Source organism: Streptomyces sp. NPDC054887 (assembly GCF_053610585.1).
Genome location: NZ_JBSGYQ010000006.1, coordinates 117,684 through 135,631, shown reverse-complemented (window position 1 = coordinate 135,631; position 17,948 = coordinate 117,684). Strand labels below are relative to the sequence as shown.

The following is a 17,948-nucleotide window of genomic DNA, read 5'->3' as shown; positions in this document are numbered from 1 at the left end:
ACCGCAACACCGCTCACCGCATCACCCCAGGAAAACCCCCGTTCGTCTCGGGCCGTCCCCCGGGTCGTGCAGCCCTCGCAGCATCCCAAATCCCGCGTTTCCAATCTCCATGCGGGTGCCCCTTTGAACCTTGGGAGACAGGCACCATGACCCAGCAGTCCACAGAGCCGACGACCACGGCGGAAGACGCCGGCGCGGGTACGCGCCAGCCCGCCGGCCGGTCCTGGCTCGACCGGTACTTCCACATAACCGACAGAGGATCCACCGTCGCGACGGAGGTCCGCGGCGGCATCACCACCTTCATGGCGATGGCGTACATCCTCCTGCTCAACCCGCTGATCCTCGGCGGCAAGGACGTGGCGGGCAATGTCCTCAGCCAGCCCGCCCTCATCACCGCGACTGCTCTCGCCGCTGCCGCGACCACCCTGCTCATGGGCTTCTGGGGCAAGGTCCCGCTGGCTCTCGCGGCCGGTCTCAGCGTCTCCGGTGTGCTCGCCTCGCAGGTCATCCAGGTCATGACCTGGCCGCAGGCCATGGCCATGTGCGTGGCCTACGGCGCGGTGATCTGCCTCCTGGTGGTCACCGGTCTCCGCGAGCTGATCATGAACGCGATCCCGCTCGCCCTCAAGCACGGCATCACCATGGGCATCGGCCTGTTCATCGCGCTGATCGGCCTGGTCAAGGCCGGATTCGTGCACGAGAACCCCGCTCCCGGCGGCGGCCCCGTGTCCCTCGGCCCGGCGGGCGAACTGGCCGGCTGGCCCGTCCTGATCTTCGCCGTCACGCTGCTGCTCATCTTCGCCCTTCAGGCCCGCAACATCCCCGGCGCCATCCTGATCGGCATCGTCGCCGGCACCGTCATCGCGGCCATCCTCAACGCGATCGCCGACATCCCCGGCAAGGCCTGGTTCTCCGGCGCCCCGGAGCTCGAAGGCAGCGCGGTCTCGGCACCGGACTTCTCGCTCATCGGCGACGTGTCCTTCAGCGGCCTCGGCGACGTCGGCTACATCACCGTCACCATGATCGTCTTCACCCTGGTGCTGGCCGGCTTCTTCGACGCCATGGCCACCATCATCGGTGTCGGCAGCGAGGCCAAGCTCGCCGACGACAAGGGCCGCATGCCGGGCCTGTCCAAGGCGCTGTTCATCGACGGCGCCGGCGGCGTCATCGGCGGCGGGGTCGGCGGCTCCGGCCAGACCGTCTTCGTCGAGTCGGCGACCGGCGTCGGCGAGGGCGCCCGTACGGGTCTCGCCTCCGTGGTCACCGGCGCGTTCTTCGCGGCCTGCCTCTTCTTCACCCCGCTCACCGCGATCGTGCCCCAGGAAGTCGCTGCCGCGGCCCTGGTGGTCATCGGCGCGATGATGATGCAGAACGCCCGGCACGTCGACTGGAGCGACCGCGCCGTCGCCATCCCGGTGTTCCTCACCGTGGTCCTGATGCCGTTCACGTACACCATCACCACGGGTGTGGCCGCCGGTGTCATCTCCTTCGTCGTCATCAAGGTGGCGCAGGGCAAGGCCCGCGAGGTGAGCGCCTTCATGTGGGGCCTGACCGCGATCTTCATCGTGTACTTCGCGATCCACCCCATCGAGTCCTGGCTCGGCGTCGGTTAACCCCGGGCCCGCCCTCCACACACCGTAAGGAGACAGTCATGCTGGACATCGCCGAAGAACTCAACCGGTGGGTCGAGCAGGGTCGTGACTTCGCCGTGGCCACGGTCGTGGCGACGCACGGCAGTTCGCCCCGGCAGCCGGGAGCGGCCCTCGCGGTCGACTCCGAAGGCACGGCGATCGGTTCTGTCTCGGGCGGGTGTGTGGAGGGCGCGGTGTACGACCTGTGCCGGCAGGCCCTCGAGGACGGCGAGACCGTCCTGGAGAGCTTCGGGTACAGCGACGAGGACGCGTTCGCAGTGGGCCTGACCTGCGGCGGCGTGATCGACATCCTCGTCGCCCCGGTACGCGCGGACTCTCCCGGCGGGGAGGTGTTCGCGGCAGCGCTGGCCACCGCCGCATGTGGGGATGCGGCGGCGGTCGCGCGGATCACCGACGGGCCGGCCGACGTCATGGGCCGCGCCCTGCTCGTCCGCCCCGACGGTTCGTACGTGGGCGCCCTCGGCGGGCACCCCGAGCTGGACCGCACGGCGGCGGGCGAGGCCCGTGCCATGCTCGACGCCGGACGCACCGGCACCGTCCTCATCGGCGAGGACGGCTCGCGCTGCGGCCGCCCCCTGACGCTCCTCGTCGAGTCGAGCGTCCCCGCACCGCGCATGATCGTCTTCGGCGCCATCGACTTCGCCTCCGCGCTGGTGCGCGTCGGCAAGTTCCTCGACTACCACGTGACCGTGTGCGACGCGCGGCCCGTCTTCGCCACCGCCGCGCGCTTCCCCGAGGCGGACGAGATCGTCGTCGACTGGCCGCACCGCTACCTGGAGTCGACCGAGACCGACGGCCGTACGGTGCTCTGCGTCCTCACCCACGACGCGAAGTTCGACGTACCCCTTCTGGAGCAGGCGCTGCGCCTCCCGGTCGCGTACGTCGGCGCGATGGGCTCCCGCCGCACGCACGAGGACCGCAACCGGCGGCTGCGGGACGTGGGCGTCTCGGAACTCGAACTCGCCAGGCTGCGCAGCCCCATCGGCCTCGACCTCGGCGCGCGCACGCCCGAGGAGACCGCGCTGTCCATCGCCGCGGAGATCGTGGCGGCCCGGCGCGGCGGCAGCGGCGTGTCCCTCACCGGCGCGCACACCCCGATCCACCACGAGGGTCCCGCGGCGCCGGCCGGACGGATAGGTTCCGTCGCCTGACGGCGGTGCGGACGTACAGTGTCCGCCGTGAGTGACCTTCGGCGTACGCGCGTCCCGGCGGCCCTGGCCGCCGGCGCGACCGTGTGCGCCGGGCTCGGCGTCCGGAGCGCCGCGCACGGCGACTTCGCCGCGTACGCGGGGGACGCGCTCTACACCGTCCTCCTGTGCACGCTCGTCGTCCTGCTCGCGCCCGCCTGCCGGGCGCGGACGGCCGCCGGTGTCGGTCTCGCGCTGAGCTGGGCCGTCGAATGCGCCCAGCTCACCGGCGTACCCGCGGCGCTCGCCGAGCGCAGCGCCCCGGCGCGGCTCGTACTCGGCTCGACCTTCAACGCGCCCGACCTGTTCTGGTACGCGGCCGGGGCGGGCCTCTTCCTGCTCATACGCACCGTGGTTCCCCGGCCGGGCGGCCCGCGACCCGCTTAGCGACGCGGCCCCGCCCCCACGCCCTTCCGGCCGATCCCGGTGCGCGCCGCGTCCGGACGACCGGATCCCGTTCTCGAACCGTCGCATTCGACGAGGCCGCGCCCGACTGCTGTGGGAGCGCTCCCACCGTGCCCGGCGCGCCCGCGATCCAGGAGTGAACCGTGCCCCACAGACGACCGTTCCCCCACCCCGCCCTGCCGCTCGCCGTGACCGCCGGCCTCGCGTCGGCGCTGCTCGCCGGCTCGTCGCCGGCCCTCGCCACCGAGGACCCGGTCGACGCCGTCACCACCGGCCTCTACGCCCCCCGGGCCAACCCGGCGGCGTACCGCCAGGCCGACGAACTGGAGGGGGCGAAGCAGTCGCGCGAGGCCGCCGGGCTGCGGGCCATGGCCCGTACCCCGCACGCCGTCTGGCTGGCGGGCCGCACGCCGGACGAGGTCCGCAAGGAGACCCGCCGCGTCGTGCGCGACGCCGCCCGCCGCGGCACGACGCCCACGCTGGTGCTCTACAACGTCCCCGGCCGCGACTGCTCCCTGTACTCGGCGGGCGGCCTGCGCGACTCGACCGCCTACCGCGCCTGGGTCGGCGCGGTGGCCGAGGCCATCGGCCGCGGTCGCGCGCTGGTCGTGATCGAACCGGACGCGCTGGCGCTGGTGCCGGCCGACTGCCCGGACGGCGACGCGAAGGACACCGGGGGCGGAAAGGACCCGAAGGAGGCGAAGCGCGTCAAGGCCGCCAGGACCGCCGCACGCTACGCCCAGGTCACCGAAGCGGTCACCACCCTCGGCACCCTGCCCCGCACCAAGGTGTACGTCGACGCCGGACATCCGGCCTGGCACACCGTGGACAGCATCGTGCCCCGGCTGATCAAGGGCGGGGTCGCGCACGCCACGGGCTTCGCCGTGAACGTCTCCAACTACGGAACCGACGAGGCCAACTCCTGGTACGGCAGGCTCATCTCGTCCTGCCTCGCCCACGTCGACAAGGGCGGCAAGGCATCGGCCTGCCCCACCCAGAAGTGGAAGCGCGCCGACGCCCGGCGCTGGCTGGAGCGCCACGTACCGCTCGACCCGGGCCGGATGAAGCACTTCGTCACCGACACCAGCCGCAACGGGCAGGGCCCGTGGACCCCGCCCGCCGGCAAGTACCGCGACGCGCAGGACTGGTGCAACCCGCCGGGGCGCGGGCTCGGCGCCCGCCCGACGACCCGTACCGGCGATCCGCTCAACGACGGCAACCTCTGGATCAAGACACCCGGGGAGTCCGACGGCGCGTGCCTGCGCGGCACCAAGGGCCCCAAGGACCCGGAGCGCGGCACGGTCGACCCGAAGGCGGGCGTCTGGTTCCCCGAGCAGGCGCTGGAACTGGTCCGGCTCGCGCATCCGGCGATCATGCCGCCGGAGAACCGGATGCCGGGACGCGGCAGCGAGGGCGTCGCGACGGGCCGCTGAGCCGCCGTCGGTACGCCGACCGCGCCGCAACGAAATCCGCAGGTCTAGTCCGCCGGTGCGGACTATTTCGTCTACTTCACTCCGAAGATTCGAAAGAATCCGCACCGAACCCCTTGTGTCGACCCGGTGATCACGGGCACTATCTGTCTCCTGCCCGAGGCAGATACCGCACGTACGTCACCGGAAAGGCGCGACCGTTGAGCAAGAGCGAGGGGGGCGGCCTGCGGGCGGGCGCCCTGGGCACGTTCGACTCCGTGGTCATGGCGGTCGCGGGCTGCGGCCCCGCCTACACGGTGGCGGCCACCATCCCGGCGCTCGTGCTCGCGGTGGGCGTCGCGGGTCCGGCCGTGCTCCTGTACTGCGCGATCCCCATGATCGGCATCGCGCTGGCCTTCCGGCACCTGGGACGGCTGGAAGTCAACGCCGGAGCCACCTACACCTGGGCGGCCCGTGCCCTCCACCCGTTCCTCGGCTTCCTGAGCGGCTGGGCGCTGGTCGTGGCCACGACCGTCTTCCTCGTCTCCGCCACCCTGCCCGCGGGCACGGCCACGCTCGCGCTCATCGACCCCGACCTGGCCGGGCGCACCGGCCCGGCCACCGCCGTGGGGGTCGGCTGGTTCCTGGTCATGGCGCTCGTCGCCGCCCTCGGGGCGCGGATCAGCCCGCACGCCAGGACCGTTCTCACCGGCACGCAGCTCGGACTGCTCCTGCTGTTCGCCGTCCTCGCCCTGGTCCAGGACGGCAACGTCGCGGACTTCTCGCTCTCCTGGTTCGGTTTCGGCCACTTCGACGACTCGCACACCTTCGTGGCGGGCGCCCTCGTCGCCGGTGTCAGCTACTGGGGCTGGGACGTGACCAGCAACCTCAGCGAGGAGACCCGCGGCAGCCGTCGCGGCTTCGGTCTCGGCGGGGTCATCGGCGTACTGGTGTCCCTCGCCGTCTTCGTGGTCTTCACCGTCGCCGCCAACGTCCGCATCGGCACGGACGCCGTGCGGGACGACCCCGGCGGGTTCCTCACCGTTCTCGGCGAGGCCGTGTGGCCGGGCCCGGGCGGCAGGCTGCTCGTGCTCGCGGTGATGCTTTCCATGATCGCGACCCTGGAGACGACGCTCCTCCAGGCCACCCGGACGCTCTTCGCCATGGGACGCGACCGCACCGTCCCGGCGGTGTTCGCCCGTACGCACCGCACGTGGCAGACGCCCTGGGTGGCCACGGGCGCCGTGGCGCTGGTCGCGCTGCTGCTCATCCTCGTCTCCGTCACCGCGGGGTCCGGCGCCCGGTTCGTCGAGGACGCGGTCGGCGGCATCGGCCTGCACATCGCGTTCTACTACGCGCTCGCCGGACTCTCGGCCGTCGTGGCCCACCGCAAGGTGCTGTTCCGGTCCGTGGGCAACCTGGTCTTCATCGGGCTGTGGCCGCTCGGCGGGGCGCTCTTCATGATCTGGATCTTCGCGCGGTCGCTCCCGGAGCTGAGCGCCGGCGCCCTCGCCATCGGCCTCGGCGCCCTGGGCCTCGGCGTGGTGCCCATGCTGTTGTCCTGGTTCCGGGGCAGCCCGTACTACCGGCCGAGGCCCCTGGACCCCGAGCGGGCGCGGGCGGCGGACGAGTTGTACGGAGCGGCGGGGCAGCACCCGGTGCCGGCGGACGCCCGTCGCGGGGACGAGATCCTCAGCGACTTCTGACCGCGCCCGGCCGTCCGGCCTTCCGACCCGATGGGGGACCCGTCCATGCCAGCCTGGCTTCGCCGCCGCTCCGGAGCACCGCTGTACGACCCCGCGTACGGTGACCGGGCCCTCGCCGAGGGCTGCCAGGACATGGTGATGGGCCGCTGGGAGGGCGCCCGCGACCTGCTCGCCGACCACCCCCGCGACGACTGGGACCGCCGCACCCACCGCATCCGCCTGCTCGCCGACGCGGCGGCGAACCGGCGCACCGTGGACGTCTGGCACGCCGGTGACCCGGCGAACCCGGACGCGGCCGTGCTGCGCGCCGAGACCGAGGTGATGCGGATGTTCGCCGGGGCGCGGGCCGGGACGCCGCCCGGCAGGGACGGCCTGGACCGGGCGGCCCGGATGTGCCTCCAGGCGTCCGACCTGGCCCCCGACGACCCGCACCCGTACGTCTCGCTGGTCGCGCTCGGCCGGCTGTACGAGGGCGGCGACCCGAACATGGGCCACTGGTGGAAGGAGCTGAGGGACCGCGACCCGTACCACCGGGAGGGCCACCACCAGGCGCTGCGCTACCTCTCCGACCGCTGGCACGGCTCGCACGGCGAGGCGAACAACTTCGCCTGGGAGGCGGCGTCGTACGCGCCCGCCGGCTCGCCGCTCGCGATCCTGCCGCAGACAGCGCGTGCGGAGCAGTACCGCAGGCAGACGGAGGACGGCGGCAGGACGTCGATCGGACTGGCCTTCCACTGGAACGGGGAGCGGGCGCGCTGGGACCTGCGGACCGCCCTGGAGAAGTGGATCGGCCACCGGACCGTCCCGCTGGCCCAGGACGTCGCCGATCTCAACTGCCTGGTCCACGGTCTGGTGCAGGCCGGCATGGCGGAGGAGGCCCCGGCGGTCTTCCGCCTGCTGGACAACCGGGCGACCCGCGTCCCCTGGTCGTACACCGGTGACGCGGAGAGTCTGTTCGTGCGGTGGCGGGACAAGTCGCTGGGTTAGATGTGCCGGTCTGTCCTATTCGCGGAGGCGGGCATACCGTGGAGGCATGGGCAGCAATGAGCGTGAGACCGAAACGCGGGCCCGGCACGTCTGTCCGGTCTGCAAGCATCCCGTCACGTCCGAGATTCAACGGCACAAGTCCCTCGGGGTCTTCGTGCCCGTCTGGCGCCCGGGCCCCTGCCGCAATCCCGACTGCGCGGCGTACGCACCGGAGGCGGAGGCGGAGGCCCGCCGGAAGCCCTCCGAACCCGGCCGCGCGTGACACCGGCCGGCGCCGCTTCCGGCGCCGGTCCGTGGCCGTGGGCGTGGGGCGTCAGGCGTAGAAGCGGGACAGGCTCTGGAGCACCGCGGCCGGTTTGGCCCCGCCCTCGATCTCGATCGCCCCGTCGACGGTGATCTGCACGCCGCCGGGAACGTCGGTCACGTCGGTGAGACGGGCGGCGAGGCGTATGCGGGAGCCGGCGGTGACCGGCGCGGGGAAGCGGACCTTGTTGAGGCCGTAGTTGACCTTGGTGCTGACGCCCCGGACGTCGAGGAGGCCGGTGAACAGGGGGATGAAGAGCGACAGCGTGAGGTAGCCGTGGGCGACGGGGGCGCCGAACGGACCCTTCTGTGCCCGCCGGGGGTCGACGTGGATCCACTGGTGGTCGTCCGTGGCGTCGGCGAAGGTGTTGATCCGGTCCTGGGTGACGGCGGTCCACGCGCTGGTGCCCAGGTCGCTGCCGGCCAGGGCCCTCAGCTCGTCCAGGCTGTCGACGGTGATGGTCATCGCTGTTCCTCTCGTGCGGTGCGGGGCGGGGAGTCGGGTCCGTACTGGGTGCGCAGGGGGTGCTTGAGGAGCTTTCCGGAGGCGGTGCGGGGCAGTGCGTCCGCGACCACCACCCGTTGGGGGATCTTGTACTTGGCCAGGGAGCCGGCCAGGAATTCCCGTACGCCGTCCGGGTCCGGCCGGGCGCCCGGGTGGGGGACGATCACGGCGAGACCCGCCTCGCCCCACTTGGGGTCGGGCACGCCGACCACGGCGCACTCCGCGATCGCGGGGTGCGCCAGCAGGGCGCTCTCCACCTCGGCGGGGTAGACGTTCTCGCCGCCGGAGATGTACATGTCCTTGATGCGGTCGGCGATGGTGACGCAGCCGTCGGCGTCCCGGCGGGCGGCGTCGCCGCTGCGGAGCCAGCCGTCGGTGAACGCGGCGGCGCCCGCTTCGGGCAGCCCCCAGTAGCCGGGGCTCACGTGCGGGCCGCGCACCACGACCTCCCCCACTTCACCCGCGTCGGTCTCGGTGAAGTCGGGGCGGACCACCCTGACATCGCTGAAGAAGTGCGGGACACCCGCAGAACCCGCCTTGGAGACGGCGTGTTCGGCGTCCAGGAACAGGACACCGGGGGCCGCCTCCGTCATGCCGTACCCCTGCTGGAAGGTCAGGCCCCGCCGCTCGTACGTACGGATGAGCGGAATCGGCACGGGGGCGCCGCCGCAGGTGAGCAGGCGCAGGGAGCTGAGGTCGGCCGACTCCCAGCCCGGCCGGCGGCTCATGAGGTCGAACATCGTCGGCACCCCGAACATGAAGGTGATGCGCTGCTCGGCGATGGTCCGCAGGGCCTGTGCCGGGTCGAAGCGGCCGGCCAGGACGCAGGTGCCGCCCTTGAGCAGGACGGGCAGGGCGAGCATGCCGAGCCCGGCGGCGTGGAAGAGCGGGGCGGCCACCAGGGCGCGTTCCCCCGCGGTCAGGTCGTGGTCCACGAGGACGTTGACCGCATTCCAGGTCAGGTTCGCGTGCGTGAGCATGGCGCCCTTGGGCCGGCCCGTGGTGCCGGAGGTGTACATGATCAGACAGAGGTCGTCGCCGCCGACCGGTTCGTCGAAGGGCGTGTCGTCGGCCCCGTCGAGCCAGGCTTCGTAGTCCTGGCCGACGGTCACCACGGTGTCCGGCCGGCCCGCGTCCAGGGCGGTCACCACGTCGTGGTGGCCGGGCGCGTGCACGAGGAAGCGGGCGCCGCTGTCGCGCAGCTGGTAGTCGATCTCGGCGGCGGCCAGTCTGGTGTTCAGCGGGACGAAGACGCAGCCCAGGACGCCGGCGGCGAACAGCGTCTCCAGGAACGTGTGGTGGTTGGGGCCGAGGTACGCGACGCGGTCGCCGCGCCTGGCGCCCCGCGCGCGCAGCGCGTGGGCGAGGCGGGTGGTGCGCTCGTGCAACCGGGCGTAGGTGAAGGTGGCGCCGTCCTGGACGAGCGCGGGGCGGTGCGGGGTCTTGCGGGCCCGTCGTGCGGGCCAGGACCCGAGTCCCTCGTTGCGCATGGGGCCGCTCCTTCAAGGGCCGGAGACAGGGGGAGGAGGTTCAGGTCAGTCCGAGCAGCCTGGCGGCGTTGTCCTTGAGGATCTTCGGCCGCACCTCGTCCTTGACGGGCAGCCGCGCGAAGTCGGCCAGCCAGCGGTCGGGCGTCAGCACGGGGTAGTCGGAGCCGAAGAGGACCTTGTCCTGGAGCAGGGAGTTGGCGTACTTCACGAGAACCTCGGGGAAGTACTTCGGGGACCAGCCGGACAGGTCGATGTGCACCCCCGGCTTGTGCGTGGCGACGGCCAGCGCCTCGTCCTGCCAGGGGAACGACGGGTGCGCCAGGATGATCTTCAACTCCGGGAAGTCGGCGGCCACGTCGTCCACGTGCATCGGGTTGGAGTACTTCAGCCGGATCCCGCCGCCCCCCGGCACGGTGGCCCCGATACCGGTCTGGCCGGTGTGGAACAGGGCGATCGTGCCGGTCTCCTCGATGACCTCGTACAGCGGGTAGGCCATCCGGTCGTTCGGGAAGAAGCCCTGGACGCTGGGGTGGAACTTGAAGCCGCGTACGCCGTAATCCGCCACCAGCCGCCGCGCCTCGCGGGCGGCGGCCCGGCCCTTCCACGGGTCGACGCTCGCGAAGGGGATGAGGACGTCCGCGTGGGCGGCGCAGTTGTCGGCGATCTCCTCGTTGGAGATCCGCGGATGCCCCGTGGCGTGCTCGGCGTCGACGGTGAAGACCACCGCGGCCATGGCGCGCCGCCGGTAGTGGTCGGCCATCTCGTCGATGGTGGGGCGGCGGTGCCCGTGCGCCTTGAAGTACGCCTCGGACGCGTCGAACAGCTCGGGGCTGAGTGCGCCGTGCCCGTTCCGGGAGACCTCCGCGTGCGTGTGGACGTCGATCGCCGTCAGGGCCGCGAGGTCGATGGGCGCGGTGGGTGCGGTGGACATGGTCAGGCTCCCGGGATCCGAGGGGCGGGGATGCCGACGCTCTGCGGCTCGCGCCCCAGGGAGGTGGCCCACGCGGCCGCGATGCCGTCCGGGGTCCAGCCGCCGTCCGCGTACGCCACCGCCGTCTCGGCGGGGTGCGACCACAGCGCCAGCCGGTCGCCGCCGATGCCGACGCACTGCCCGGTGACCTCCCGCGCGGCGTCGGAGGCGAGGAAGGGCACGAGGGCGGCGCAGTCCTCGGCGGTGCCGAAGCCCTCGCCCTTGCGCAGGAAGTCCGGCAGCGGCTCGCCCCGCCGCAGGGCGTCGACGTAGGGCGCGAAGGCGGGGACGGTCTCGGTCATGGCGGTGGCGGCGACCGGCACGACGGCGTTGACCGTGATCCGGGCACGGGACAGCTCCATGGACCAGGTGCGCACCATGGCGGCGATGCCCGCCTTGGCGGCGGCGTAGTTGGTCTGGCCGAAGTTGCCGCGCTGGCCGGCGGGCGAGCCCACCATGATCAGGCTGCCGCCCTCGCCCTGCTCCCGCATCCGCACCGCCGCGGCGCGCGCACAGGTGAACGTCCCCCGCAGGTGCGTGGTGATCACGGCGTCGAAGTCCTCGTCGGTCATCTTCCACAGCACGCCGTCGCGCAGGATGCCCGCGTTGGTGACCATCACGTCCAGCCGGCCGAACTCCTCCACCGCGCGCCCCACCAGGCGCTCGGCCGCCTCGGATGTTCCCACCGCGACCGCCTCGGCGACGGCCCGGCCGCCCTGCGAGCCGATGGCCTCCGCCGCGCGGGCGGCCGCCCCGGCGTCCACGTCGTTGACGACCACCGCCGCCCCGGCGCGGGCCAGTGCGGCGGCGTAGGCGAGTCCCAGCCCGCGACCGCTGCCGGTCACCACGGCGACCCTGCCGGTCAGATCCACAGACATGCGCGTTCTCGTTTCGTAGGGAGAAGTGCGACGGACGCACCGCGATAAATCGAAGTTAAGAGCAATCATTGCTGACGTCAATGGTTGTTCTCGTCAGTGACAACTGGGAAACTGGGCGGCGAAATCCGTCCGCCACACCCACCGGAGCCCCCGATCAGCGACATGACCGACGAACCCTGGATGAGCGGCCTGCGGGAGGACACCGGGTACGTCCTCTACCGCCTCGGCCTGCGTTCCGGCAGCCTGTTCAACAGCGCGCTCGCGCGGCACGGCCTGCGCCTGCGGCACTACGCGGTGCTGCGCTACCTGGCCGCCGTGGAGGGCGCGCGCCAGCGGGAGCTCAGCAACCGGCTCGGCTACGACCCCAGCGCCGTCGTCGGCCTCGTCGACGACCTCCAGCGCCTCGGGCTGGCGCAGCGGCGGCCCGACCCGGACGACCGCCGCAACCGCGTCGTCGTCCTCACCGAAGCCGGCCGGCGGCTCCTGCACGACAGCGACGCCGACGCCGCACACGTCACCGAGCAGCTGCTCGGCCCCCTCGACCCGGGGGAGCGCCGGACCCTGCACGAGCTCCTGGTGCGCGTGGCCGGGCCGCTGGGCGGCCCGGCCGACGCTCAGTCGACGCTGTAGAGGCGGATGACGATGTCCCCGTCCTCCTCCCGCGCCAGCCCCACGAAGACGGTCTCGGCGAGCCAGCGGTGCGCGGGGGCGTCGGTGCGGAAGACGGGCGACGTACGGAAGTAGTAGCCCGCCTCCGCCACCTTCAGGGCACCGTCGTACTGGTCGCCGCTGTCGCTCCCGGCACGGAAGTAGCCGCGGTTGACGATGTCGATCACGGCGCCGTCCTCGGCGCGGATGAGGTAGCGGGCCTCCAGTTCGCAGATCTCGCCGCGGGTGCTGGACCAGTCGCCGCCCCCCGCGAGCACGGTTCCCCGCAGTCGGGGTCCTTCGACGCTGCCGCCGGTGATGGGGGTGAACTCGGTGCGCTCGCCGTCGCCGTGGCCGATGTGCAGCGGCTCGGCGATCTCGGCCCTGATCTCGAAGGCGAAGGACAGGGAGGGGGCCGGCGGCGGGGTGGAGGTCATCGGGACATTCCTTTCGGTGGGTTTCGCCGGGCAGGCTTCCAGCCCGGTCGCGGTACGGAGTCGAGCAGTTCGCGGGTGTAGGGGTCCTGCGGAGCGGACAGCACGGAGGCGGCGGAACCCCTCTCGACGACACGGCCGCGGTGCATCACGACGATGTCGTCGCAGACGTGCCGCACGATGCCGAGGTCGTGCGTGATGAACAGGTACGCCACCCCCGTCTGTTCGCGGATGCCGCGCAGGAGGGTGAGGATCTGCGCCTGGACGGACACGTCCAGGGCGGCCACCGCCTCGTCGAGCACGAGGACACGAGGGCGGACCGCCAGCGCCCGGGCGACGGCGACCCGCTGGCGCTGCCCGCCGGACAGCGCGCGCGGCAGCGAGGCCGCCTGGCGTTCGTCGAGCCCGACCTGGTCGAGGAGTTCGGCCACCCTCCCGTCCAGGGCCGAGCCGCGCAGGTCCGTGTGGAGGGCGAGGACCTCACCGACGCAGTCGCCGACCCGCTGGTGCCGGTCGAGCGACGCGTAGGGGTCCTGGAACACCATCTGCACCTCCCGGGCGAAGAGCCTGCGCTCGGCGGCGCGGAGCCGGCCCCCCGGCCGGCCCCGCCCGCCCAGCCGGACGGTCCCGGCCGTCGGTGTCTCCAGACCGGTGATCATCCGGGCGACGGTCGTCTTGCCCGAGCCGGACTCCCCGACGACGGCCAGCGCCCCGCCCGGCTCCACGGCCAGATCGACGCCGTCGACAGCGACGTACGGACCGAACGTCTTGCGCAGCCCGGTGACTTCGAGGGCGAGTGGCGGGGGCGCGTCAGCCATGATCGGTGCTCCTCTCGCCCGGTACCGGGACCCGCACGGGGAAATGGCAGGCGGCCACGCCGTCGCCCACGGGCCGTGGCTCCGGCCGCTCGGTCCGGCACACGTCCTCGGCGAGGGAGCAGCGGGGCGCGAAGGCGCACCCCGGCCCCACCGCGTACGCGGGCAGCGGCTTGCCCGCGACGGCCCGCAGCGGCTGGGCGTCCGCGCCGGGATCGGGGCGGGAGGCCAGCAGGGCGCGGGTGTAGGGGTGGCGGGCGCTGGTGTGCAGGCGTCCGGCGGGCAGTTCCTCCACCACCGACCCCGCGTACATGACCGCGACGCGGTCGCAGACGGCGGCGGCGAGGGCCAGGTCGTGCGTGATGAACAGCATCGCGAGTCCGCGCCCGGCGCGGCTCTCGTCGATGACGGCCATCACCTCCGCCTGGGTCGTGACGTCGAGCGCCGTGGTCGGTTCGTCCGCGAGCAGCAGCCGGGGCCCGCAGGCCAGCGCGGCGGCGATCATGACGCGCTGGAGGAGGCCGCCGGAGAGCTCCGACGGGTACTGGCGCAGGCGGCGCCGCGCGTCCGGGATGCCCACGTCCCGCAGCAGGGCGGTGACGGTGGCCTCGGCCTCGCGGGGGCGGACGCCCCGGGTGGTGACGAGCCCCTCGGTGAGGAAGTCGCCGATCGTACGGACCGGATTGATGTGCGCGCGCGGGTCCTGGTGGACCATGGCGACGTCCCGGCTGCGCAGTGCGCGCAGTTCGGCCGCGCCCATGGCCGGTACGGACACGCCGTCGAACCGGAGGTCTCCGCCCGTGCGCGCGCCGCCGGGCAGCAGCCGCAGCACCGACCGGGCGGTGACCGACTTGCCCGATCCGGACTCGCCGACGAGCCCCAGGGCCGAACCCGCGGGCAGTGCGAGGTCGACCCGGTGGAGGACCGTACGCGGCCGGCCCGCGACCGGCAGGGTGACGTGGAGGCCCTCGACTTCGAGGAGGGCGCGGGGACGGTTCATCGCTGGTCTCCCAGGAGCCGTTGGGACAGGCCGCCGCCGAGGAGGTTGCAGGCGATGACGAAGACGACGATCACCAGACCGGCGTACAGGGACTGTTCGGGACGGCCGGCCAGGATGCCGGACGCGCCGCCGGCGACCATCAGTCCCCATTCGGCGGTCGGCGGCTGGGCGCCGAGACCGATGAAGGAGAACGCCGCGACGTCCAGCAGCGCGTAGCCGAACGAGGTGGTCACCTGCACCAGCACCAGGGGCAGCAGGTTCGGGGCGAGGTGGCGCAGGCAGATGCGCCACCCGGACATCCCCAGCAGGTGGAGCGCCGAGACGTACGGCAGTTGGCGCTCCCGCAGGGCCGCGCCGCGTACGACACGGGCGATGTAGGGGAGGAACGCGACGGACAGCGTCACCACCGCGATGTGCAGTCCGGCGCCGAAGACCGCCGCTCCGAGCACGGCCAGGACCAGGCCGGGGAAGCCGAAGACGACCCCCAGCGTCCCGGAGAGGACCCGGTCGTACCAGCCGCCGAGCCAGGCCGCCGTCACCGCGAGCACCGTGCCGGCCAGTCCGGCCGTCACGGCGACGATCGCCGGAGCGAGCAGGCTGGGCCGGGCGCCGTGCAGCAGCCGCGACAGGATGTCGCGCCCGGCCTCGTCGGTACCGAGCCAGTGCGCCGCCGAACTGCCCTGGAAGACGGCCGCCGGATTCACCGCGTTCGGGTCGTAGGGCGCGACGAGCGGCGCGAACACGGCGGCCAGCACGACCAGGGCCACGACGGCGGCTGCGGCGACCAGCGTCCCGTCGCCCCTGGTGAGGGCGCGGACCCGGCCGGGGCGCGCCCGCCCGCCGCCCGGCGTCACGATCTCGTACGTGCTCATGTGCCGCCCTCCAGCGATACGCGGTGGTCGAGCGCGGCGGTGACCACGTCCACGAGGGTGCTGACCGCGACGAAGACCACCACCGTGATCAGTGCCAGCGCCTGGACCACCGCGAGATCCTGCTTGGCCGCGCTCTGGATGAGCAGGGCGCCGATACCGTTGACGCCGAACGCCTGCTCGACGACGGAGCACCCGGCGATCAGTCCGGCCACCGCCACACCGGAGACCGAGAAGATCGGCGCCGACGCGTTGCGCAGGACGTGCTTGCGCACGAGGACGCGTTCGGGGATGCCCCGGCCGCGCGCGGTCTGGACGTGCTCCGAGCCGAGCTCGGCGCGGACCGCGGACCGGGTGACCTGGGCGACGTACGCGAGCCAGGAGGCGGCGAGCGCGAGGGCGGGCAGGGTGAGGTGTTCGAGCCGCCCGGTGAAGCCCTCGCCGGCGCCGTACGCCGGGAACCAGCCCCACAGCACGGACAGCCACCAGATCAGCAGGACCGACATCACGAACGTGGGGATCGCCATGAGGGCCGTGGTCGCCACGGTCACCACCGTCTCGCTCCAGCCGCCGCGCAGGGCGGCCAGCGCGCCGAGGGCGACGCCGGGGACGATGATCAGGACCGCCGCGTAGGCGACGAGGAACACGGTGTTGCCGACGCGGTCGGCGATCAGGTGCGTGACGGAGTCCTTGTACGTGAGGGACTGGCCGGCGTCGCCGTGCAGCATGCCGGTCAGCCAGCGCCAGTAGCCCCGGGCGAAGGGATCGTCGAGGTGGTACTGGCGGTGGATCTCGTCGAGCAGCGCGGGGCTCGGGGGCTTGCCGCCGCCGATCAGCAGCGTGGCCGGGTCGCCGGGGGAGACGAACAGCGCGCCGTAGACGGCGATGCTGGCCACGAGCGCGGTCACGGCGAGCATCGCGGTGCGGCGGGCGGCGAAGCGCCACATCATGAGCCGCCCCCACCGGTGCCGCCGAGGCGGGCGGCCCACGGCATGTTGATGTACGCGAAGGACGCGGGAGCCCCGCTGAGCCGCTTGTTGAGGAAGAGGCGCTCGTACGGACAGACGATCGGGACGACCGGCAGGTCCTTGGAGTAGAGGGCCTGGGCCCGCGTGAACAGCGTCGCCGACCGGTGGGGGTCGAGCGTGGCCTTCGCCCGCCGGATCAGCGAGGTCACCTCGTCGTTGTCGTAACGGGTCCAGTTCAGGGGCGACTCGGGGGCGGTGAGCATCTCCGCGTACGACAGGGGGTCGGGGATCTCGACGTACCCCAGGACCATGGTGGCGTCCAGGCCCTCGCGCAGGGCCGGGTTGTAGAACAGCCCGGACATCTGCGTCGGCTGGAGCTGTCTGATGACGATCTTCAGGCCGATCTTCTTCGCCGCGGCCTGGAGGAAGGTCAGGATCTGGAGCGACTGCTGGTCCCCGGCGCCCATGGCCACGGTGATGGTGCGCTGTCCGGGTCCGGCCCGGTCGACCAGCTTCCTCGCCTCGGCCACGTCGACGTCGGGTACGGGGGGCAGCGCGTCGTAGGCGTCCGCGTAGACGTCCGCCGCCTCGCTGTTCTTCCACACCAGTGAGGGGATGAAGGTCTTCTGCCGCTGCGCGGCGCCGTCGAAGACGTTCTTGACGAGGGCGTCGCGGTCGAGCACGAGGGACAGCGCGTCGGCGACGCGGCGGTCGGCGAGCGGGGAGCGGGGCCCGGTGGGGTAGAGGAAGACGGTCTGCGCCGAGGGGCCGTAGTGGACGGTGCCGGCGCCGGAGGAGCGCAGCGCCCTGGCGACCGTGGAGGGGATCTCGTAACTGCCGTCGATCTGGCCGGACATGAGGGCACTGGTGAGGGTGCTGTTGTCGGTGATGAACCTGAACGTCAGCTTCTTGGCCTTCGGCCGCAGCGCGGCGTCCCAGTAGGCGGTGTTGCGCACGGCGGTGATGGAGTCACCGGACTTCCAGCGGGTGAGCTCGAAGGGACCAGTGCACATCAGGCCGCCCTTGGCGGTGCCGTAGGAGGAGCCGGCCTTCTTCAGGTACGCCGCTTCGCTGACCGCCCCGAAGCCGTTCACGAGGTACTTCAGGAGGAGCTGGTCGGGGGCCTTGGACCGTATCGTCACGCGGTGGTCGCCGGTGGCGGTAATGGTGGTGACGCCGGCCATCACCTGCACGTTGACGCTCTGCGTGGCGGGGTCCCGCTGGCGTTCCAGGCTGGCCACGACGTCCCGGGCGGTCATGGGTGCGCCGTTCCAGAACTTCACGTCCGTACGGAGGTTCAGCACCAGCGTCTTGTCGTCCGGCCGGTGCCAGGACCGCGCCAGGCCGGGTGCGACGGAGTAGTCGGGCCTCAGCCGCAGCAGGGGGTCGCAGAGGTTGGACAGCACGGTGCTCGGCGAGTAGTCGCCGACCTTGGCCGGGTCCAGCGTGGCCGGCTCACCGAACGGGAGGTTCCACGTGACGTGGTCCAGGGTGCCGGTGGCGGCGGGTGTGGTGGTGGTCAGCTTCGGCGGACCGGCCGCCGGGCCGGCGGGGCTCGGGCCGTTCGCCGTACAGGCGGACAGGGTCAGCAGGGCGGCCACGGCCGTGAGGGCCGGGACGGACCGGGGAGCGTGCATGTCGGTGCTCCTGATGGGGGAGTGCTGGTGCGGTGGCGGGGTCCTTCGGAGAGGGGTCGTGCGGCGGTACGGATGGACCGGGCGC

General features: G+C 72.7%; 18 protein-coding genes. 8 read left to right on the top strand and 10 right to left on the bottom strand.

The features are described from left to right. Positions 1-146: 146 nt before the first annotated feature. From ACWGH0_RS05520 to ACWGH0_RS05490, 7 genes are all read left to right on the top strand, one after another. Positions 147-1,613, top strand: coding sequence for an NCS2 family permease (locus ACWGH0_RS05520; protein ID WP_453402827.1), 1,467 nt, complete (start codon positions 147-149; stop codon positions 1,611-1,613). A 38-nt stretch (positions 1,614-1,651) separates the two neighbouring features. After that, entirely contained in the window at positions 1,652-2,803 is a 1,152-nt protein-coding gene (locus ACWGH0_RS05515; protein WP_453402826.1) for an XdhC family protein, read from the top strand. A 27-nt stretch (positions 2,804-2,830) separates the two neighbouring features. After that, complete coding sequence (locus tag ACWGH0_RS05510) at positions 2,831-3,226, top strand: ribosomal maturation YjgA family protein (RefSeq protein ID WP_453402825.1); 396 nt, start codon at positions 2,831-2,833, stop codon at positions 3,224-3,226. A 161-nt stretch (positions 3,227-3,387) separates the two neighbouring features. Beyond that, the gene (locus ACWGH0_RS05505) at positions 3,388-4,677 is read left to right on the top strand and encodes a glycoside hydrolase family 6 protein (protein ID WP_453402824.1); all 1,290 of its coding nucleotides are present in this window, start codon (positions 3,388-3,390) and stop codon (positions 4,675-4,677) included. A gap of 197 nt (positions 4,678-4,874) precedes the next feature. Next, entirely contained in the window at positions 4,875-6,359 is a 1,485-nt protein-coding gene (locus ACWGH0_RS05500) for an APC family permease (RefSeq protein WP_453402823.1), read from the top strand. Positions 6,360-6,404: 45 nt separating this feature from the next. Then, positions 6,405-7,346 carry a hypothetical protein gene (locus ACWGH0_RS05495; RefSeq protein WP_453402822.1) on the top strand — a complete coding sequence of 314 codons (942 nt, stop codon included), beginning with the start codon at positions 6,405-6,407 and terminating at the stop codon, positions 7,344-7,346. Positions 7,347-7,392: 46 nt separating this feature from the next. Beyond that, positions 7,393-7,608 carry a hypothetical protein gene (locus tag ACWGH0_RS05490; RefSeq protein WP_453402821.1) on the top strand — a complete coding sequence of 72 codons (216 nt, stop codon included), beginning with the start codon at positions 7,393-7,395 and terminating at the stop codon, positions 7,606-7,608. Positions 7,609-7,659: 51 nt separating this feature from the next. On the opposite strand, the gene ACWGH0_RS05485 is transcribed toward ACWGH0_RS05490, so the two are convergent. Genes ACWGH0_RS05485 through ACWGH0_RS05470 form a run of 4 tightly spaced genes read right to left on the bottom strand, consistent with a single transcriptional unit; the run spans position 7,660 to position 11,492 of the window. Continuing rightward, positions 7,660-8,115, bottom strand: a complete 456-nt coding sequence (locus tag ACWGH0_RS05485; protein ID WP_453402820.1) for a MaoC family dehydratase — start codon at positions 8,113-8,115, stop codon at positions 7,660-7,662. Then, positions 8,112-9,644, bottom strand: a complete 1,533-nt coding sequence (locus tag ACWGH0_RS05480) for an acyl-CoA synthetase (protein ID WP_453402819.1) — start codon at positions 9,642-9,644, stop codon at positions 8,112-8,114. Before ACWGH0_RS05480 ends, ACWGH0_RS05485 begins: the two co-directional genes overlap by 4 nt. A 40-nt stretch (positions 9,645-9,684) precedes the next feature. Beyond that, on the bottom strand, positions 9,685-10,575 hold the full coding sequence (locus ACWGH0_RS05475) for an amidohydrolase family protein (RefSeq protein ID WP_453402818.1): 891 nt from the start codon (positions 10,573-10,575) through the stop codon (positions 9,685-9,687). Between the two features lie 2 nt (positions 10,576-10,577). Then, a complete protein-coding gene (locus ACWGH0_RS05470; RefSeq protein ID WP_453402817.1) occupies positions 10,578-11,492 on the bottom strand; it encodes an SDR family NAD(P)-dependent oxidoreductase in 915 nt (304 codons plus the stop codon). A 162-nt stretch (positions 11,493-11,654) separates the two neighbouring features. Here ACWGH0_RS05470 and ACWGH0_RS05465 point away from each other — a divergent pair, with 162 nt between their 5' ends. Then, positions 11,655-12,122 carry a MarR family winged helix-turn-helix transcriptional regulator gene (locus ACWGH0_RS05465; protein WP_453402816.1) on the top strand — a complete coding sequence of 156 codons (468 nt, stop codon included), beginning with the start codon at positions 11,655-11,657 and terminating at the stop codon, positions 12,120-12,122. Here ACWGH0_RS05465 and ACWGH0_RS05460 read toward each other — a convergent pair. The 6 genes from ACWGH0_RS05460 to ACWGH0_RS05435 are packed head-to-tail and all read right to left on the bottom strand — an operon-like array spanning position 12,107 to position 17,863. Then, on the bottom strand, positions 12,107-12,577 hold the full coding sequence (locus tag ACWGH0_RS05460; RefSeq protein ID WP_453402815.1) for a DUF3237 domain-containing protein: 471 nt from the start codon (positions 12,575-12,577) through the stop codon (positions 12,107-12,109). The genes ACWGH0_RS05465 and ACWGH0_RS05460 overlap by 16 nt on opposite strands. Beyond that, entirely contained in the window at positions 12,574-13,392 is an 819-nt protein-coding gene (locus ACWGH0_RS05455; RefSeq protein WP_453402814.1) for an ABC transporter ATP-binding protein, read from the bottom strand. Before ACWGH0_RS05455 ends, ACWGH0_RS05460 begins: the two co-directional genes overlap by 4 nt. Continuing rightward, positions 13,385-14,389, bottom strand: coding sequence for an ABC transporter ATP-binding protein (locus ACWGH0_RS05450; protein ID WP_453402813.1), 1,005 nt, complete (start codon positions 14,387-14,389; stop codon positions 13,385-13,387). The genes ACWGH0_RS05455 and ACWGH0_RS05450 overlap by 8 nt, the downstream gene beginning before the upstream one ends. Beyond that, a complete protein-coding gene (locus tag ACWGH0_RS05445) occupies positions 14,386-15,261 on the bottom strand; it encodes an ABC transporter permease (RefSeq protein ID WP_453402812.1) in 876 nt (291 codons plus the stop codon). Before ACWGH0_RS05445 ends, ACWGH0_RS05450 begins: the two co-directional genes overlap by 4 nt. After that, positions 15,258-16,208, bottom strand: coding sequence for an ABC transporter permease (locus tag ACWGH0_RS05440; protein ID WP_453402811.1), 951 nt, complete (start codon positions 16,206-16,208; stop codon positions 15,258-15,260). The genes ACWGH0_RS05445 and ACWGH0_RS05440 overlap by 4 nt, the downstream gene beginning before the upstream one ends. Beyond that, on the bottom strand, positions 16,205-17,863 hold the full coding sequence (locus tag ACWGH0_RS05435) for an ABC transporter substrate-binding protein (protein WP_453402810.1): 1,659 nt from the start codon (positions 17,861-17,863) through the stop codon (positions 16,205-16,207). The genes ACWGH0_RS05440 and ACWGH0_RS05435 overlap by 4 nt, the downstream gene beginning before the upstream one ends. Between the last annotated feature and the right edge of the window lie 85 nt (positions 17,864-17,948).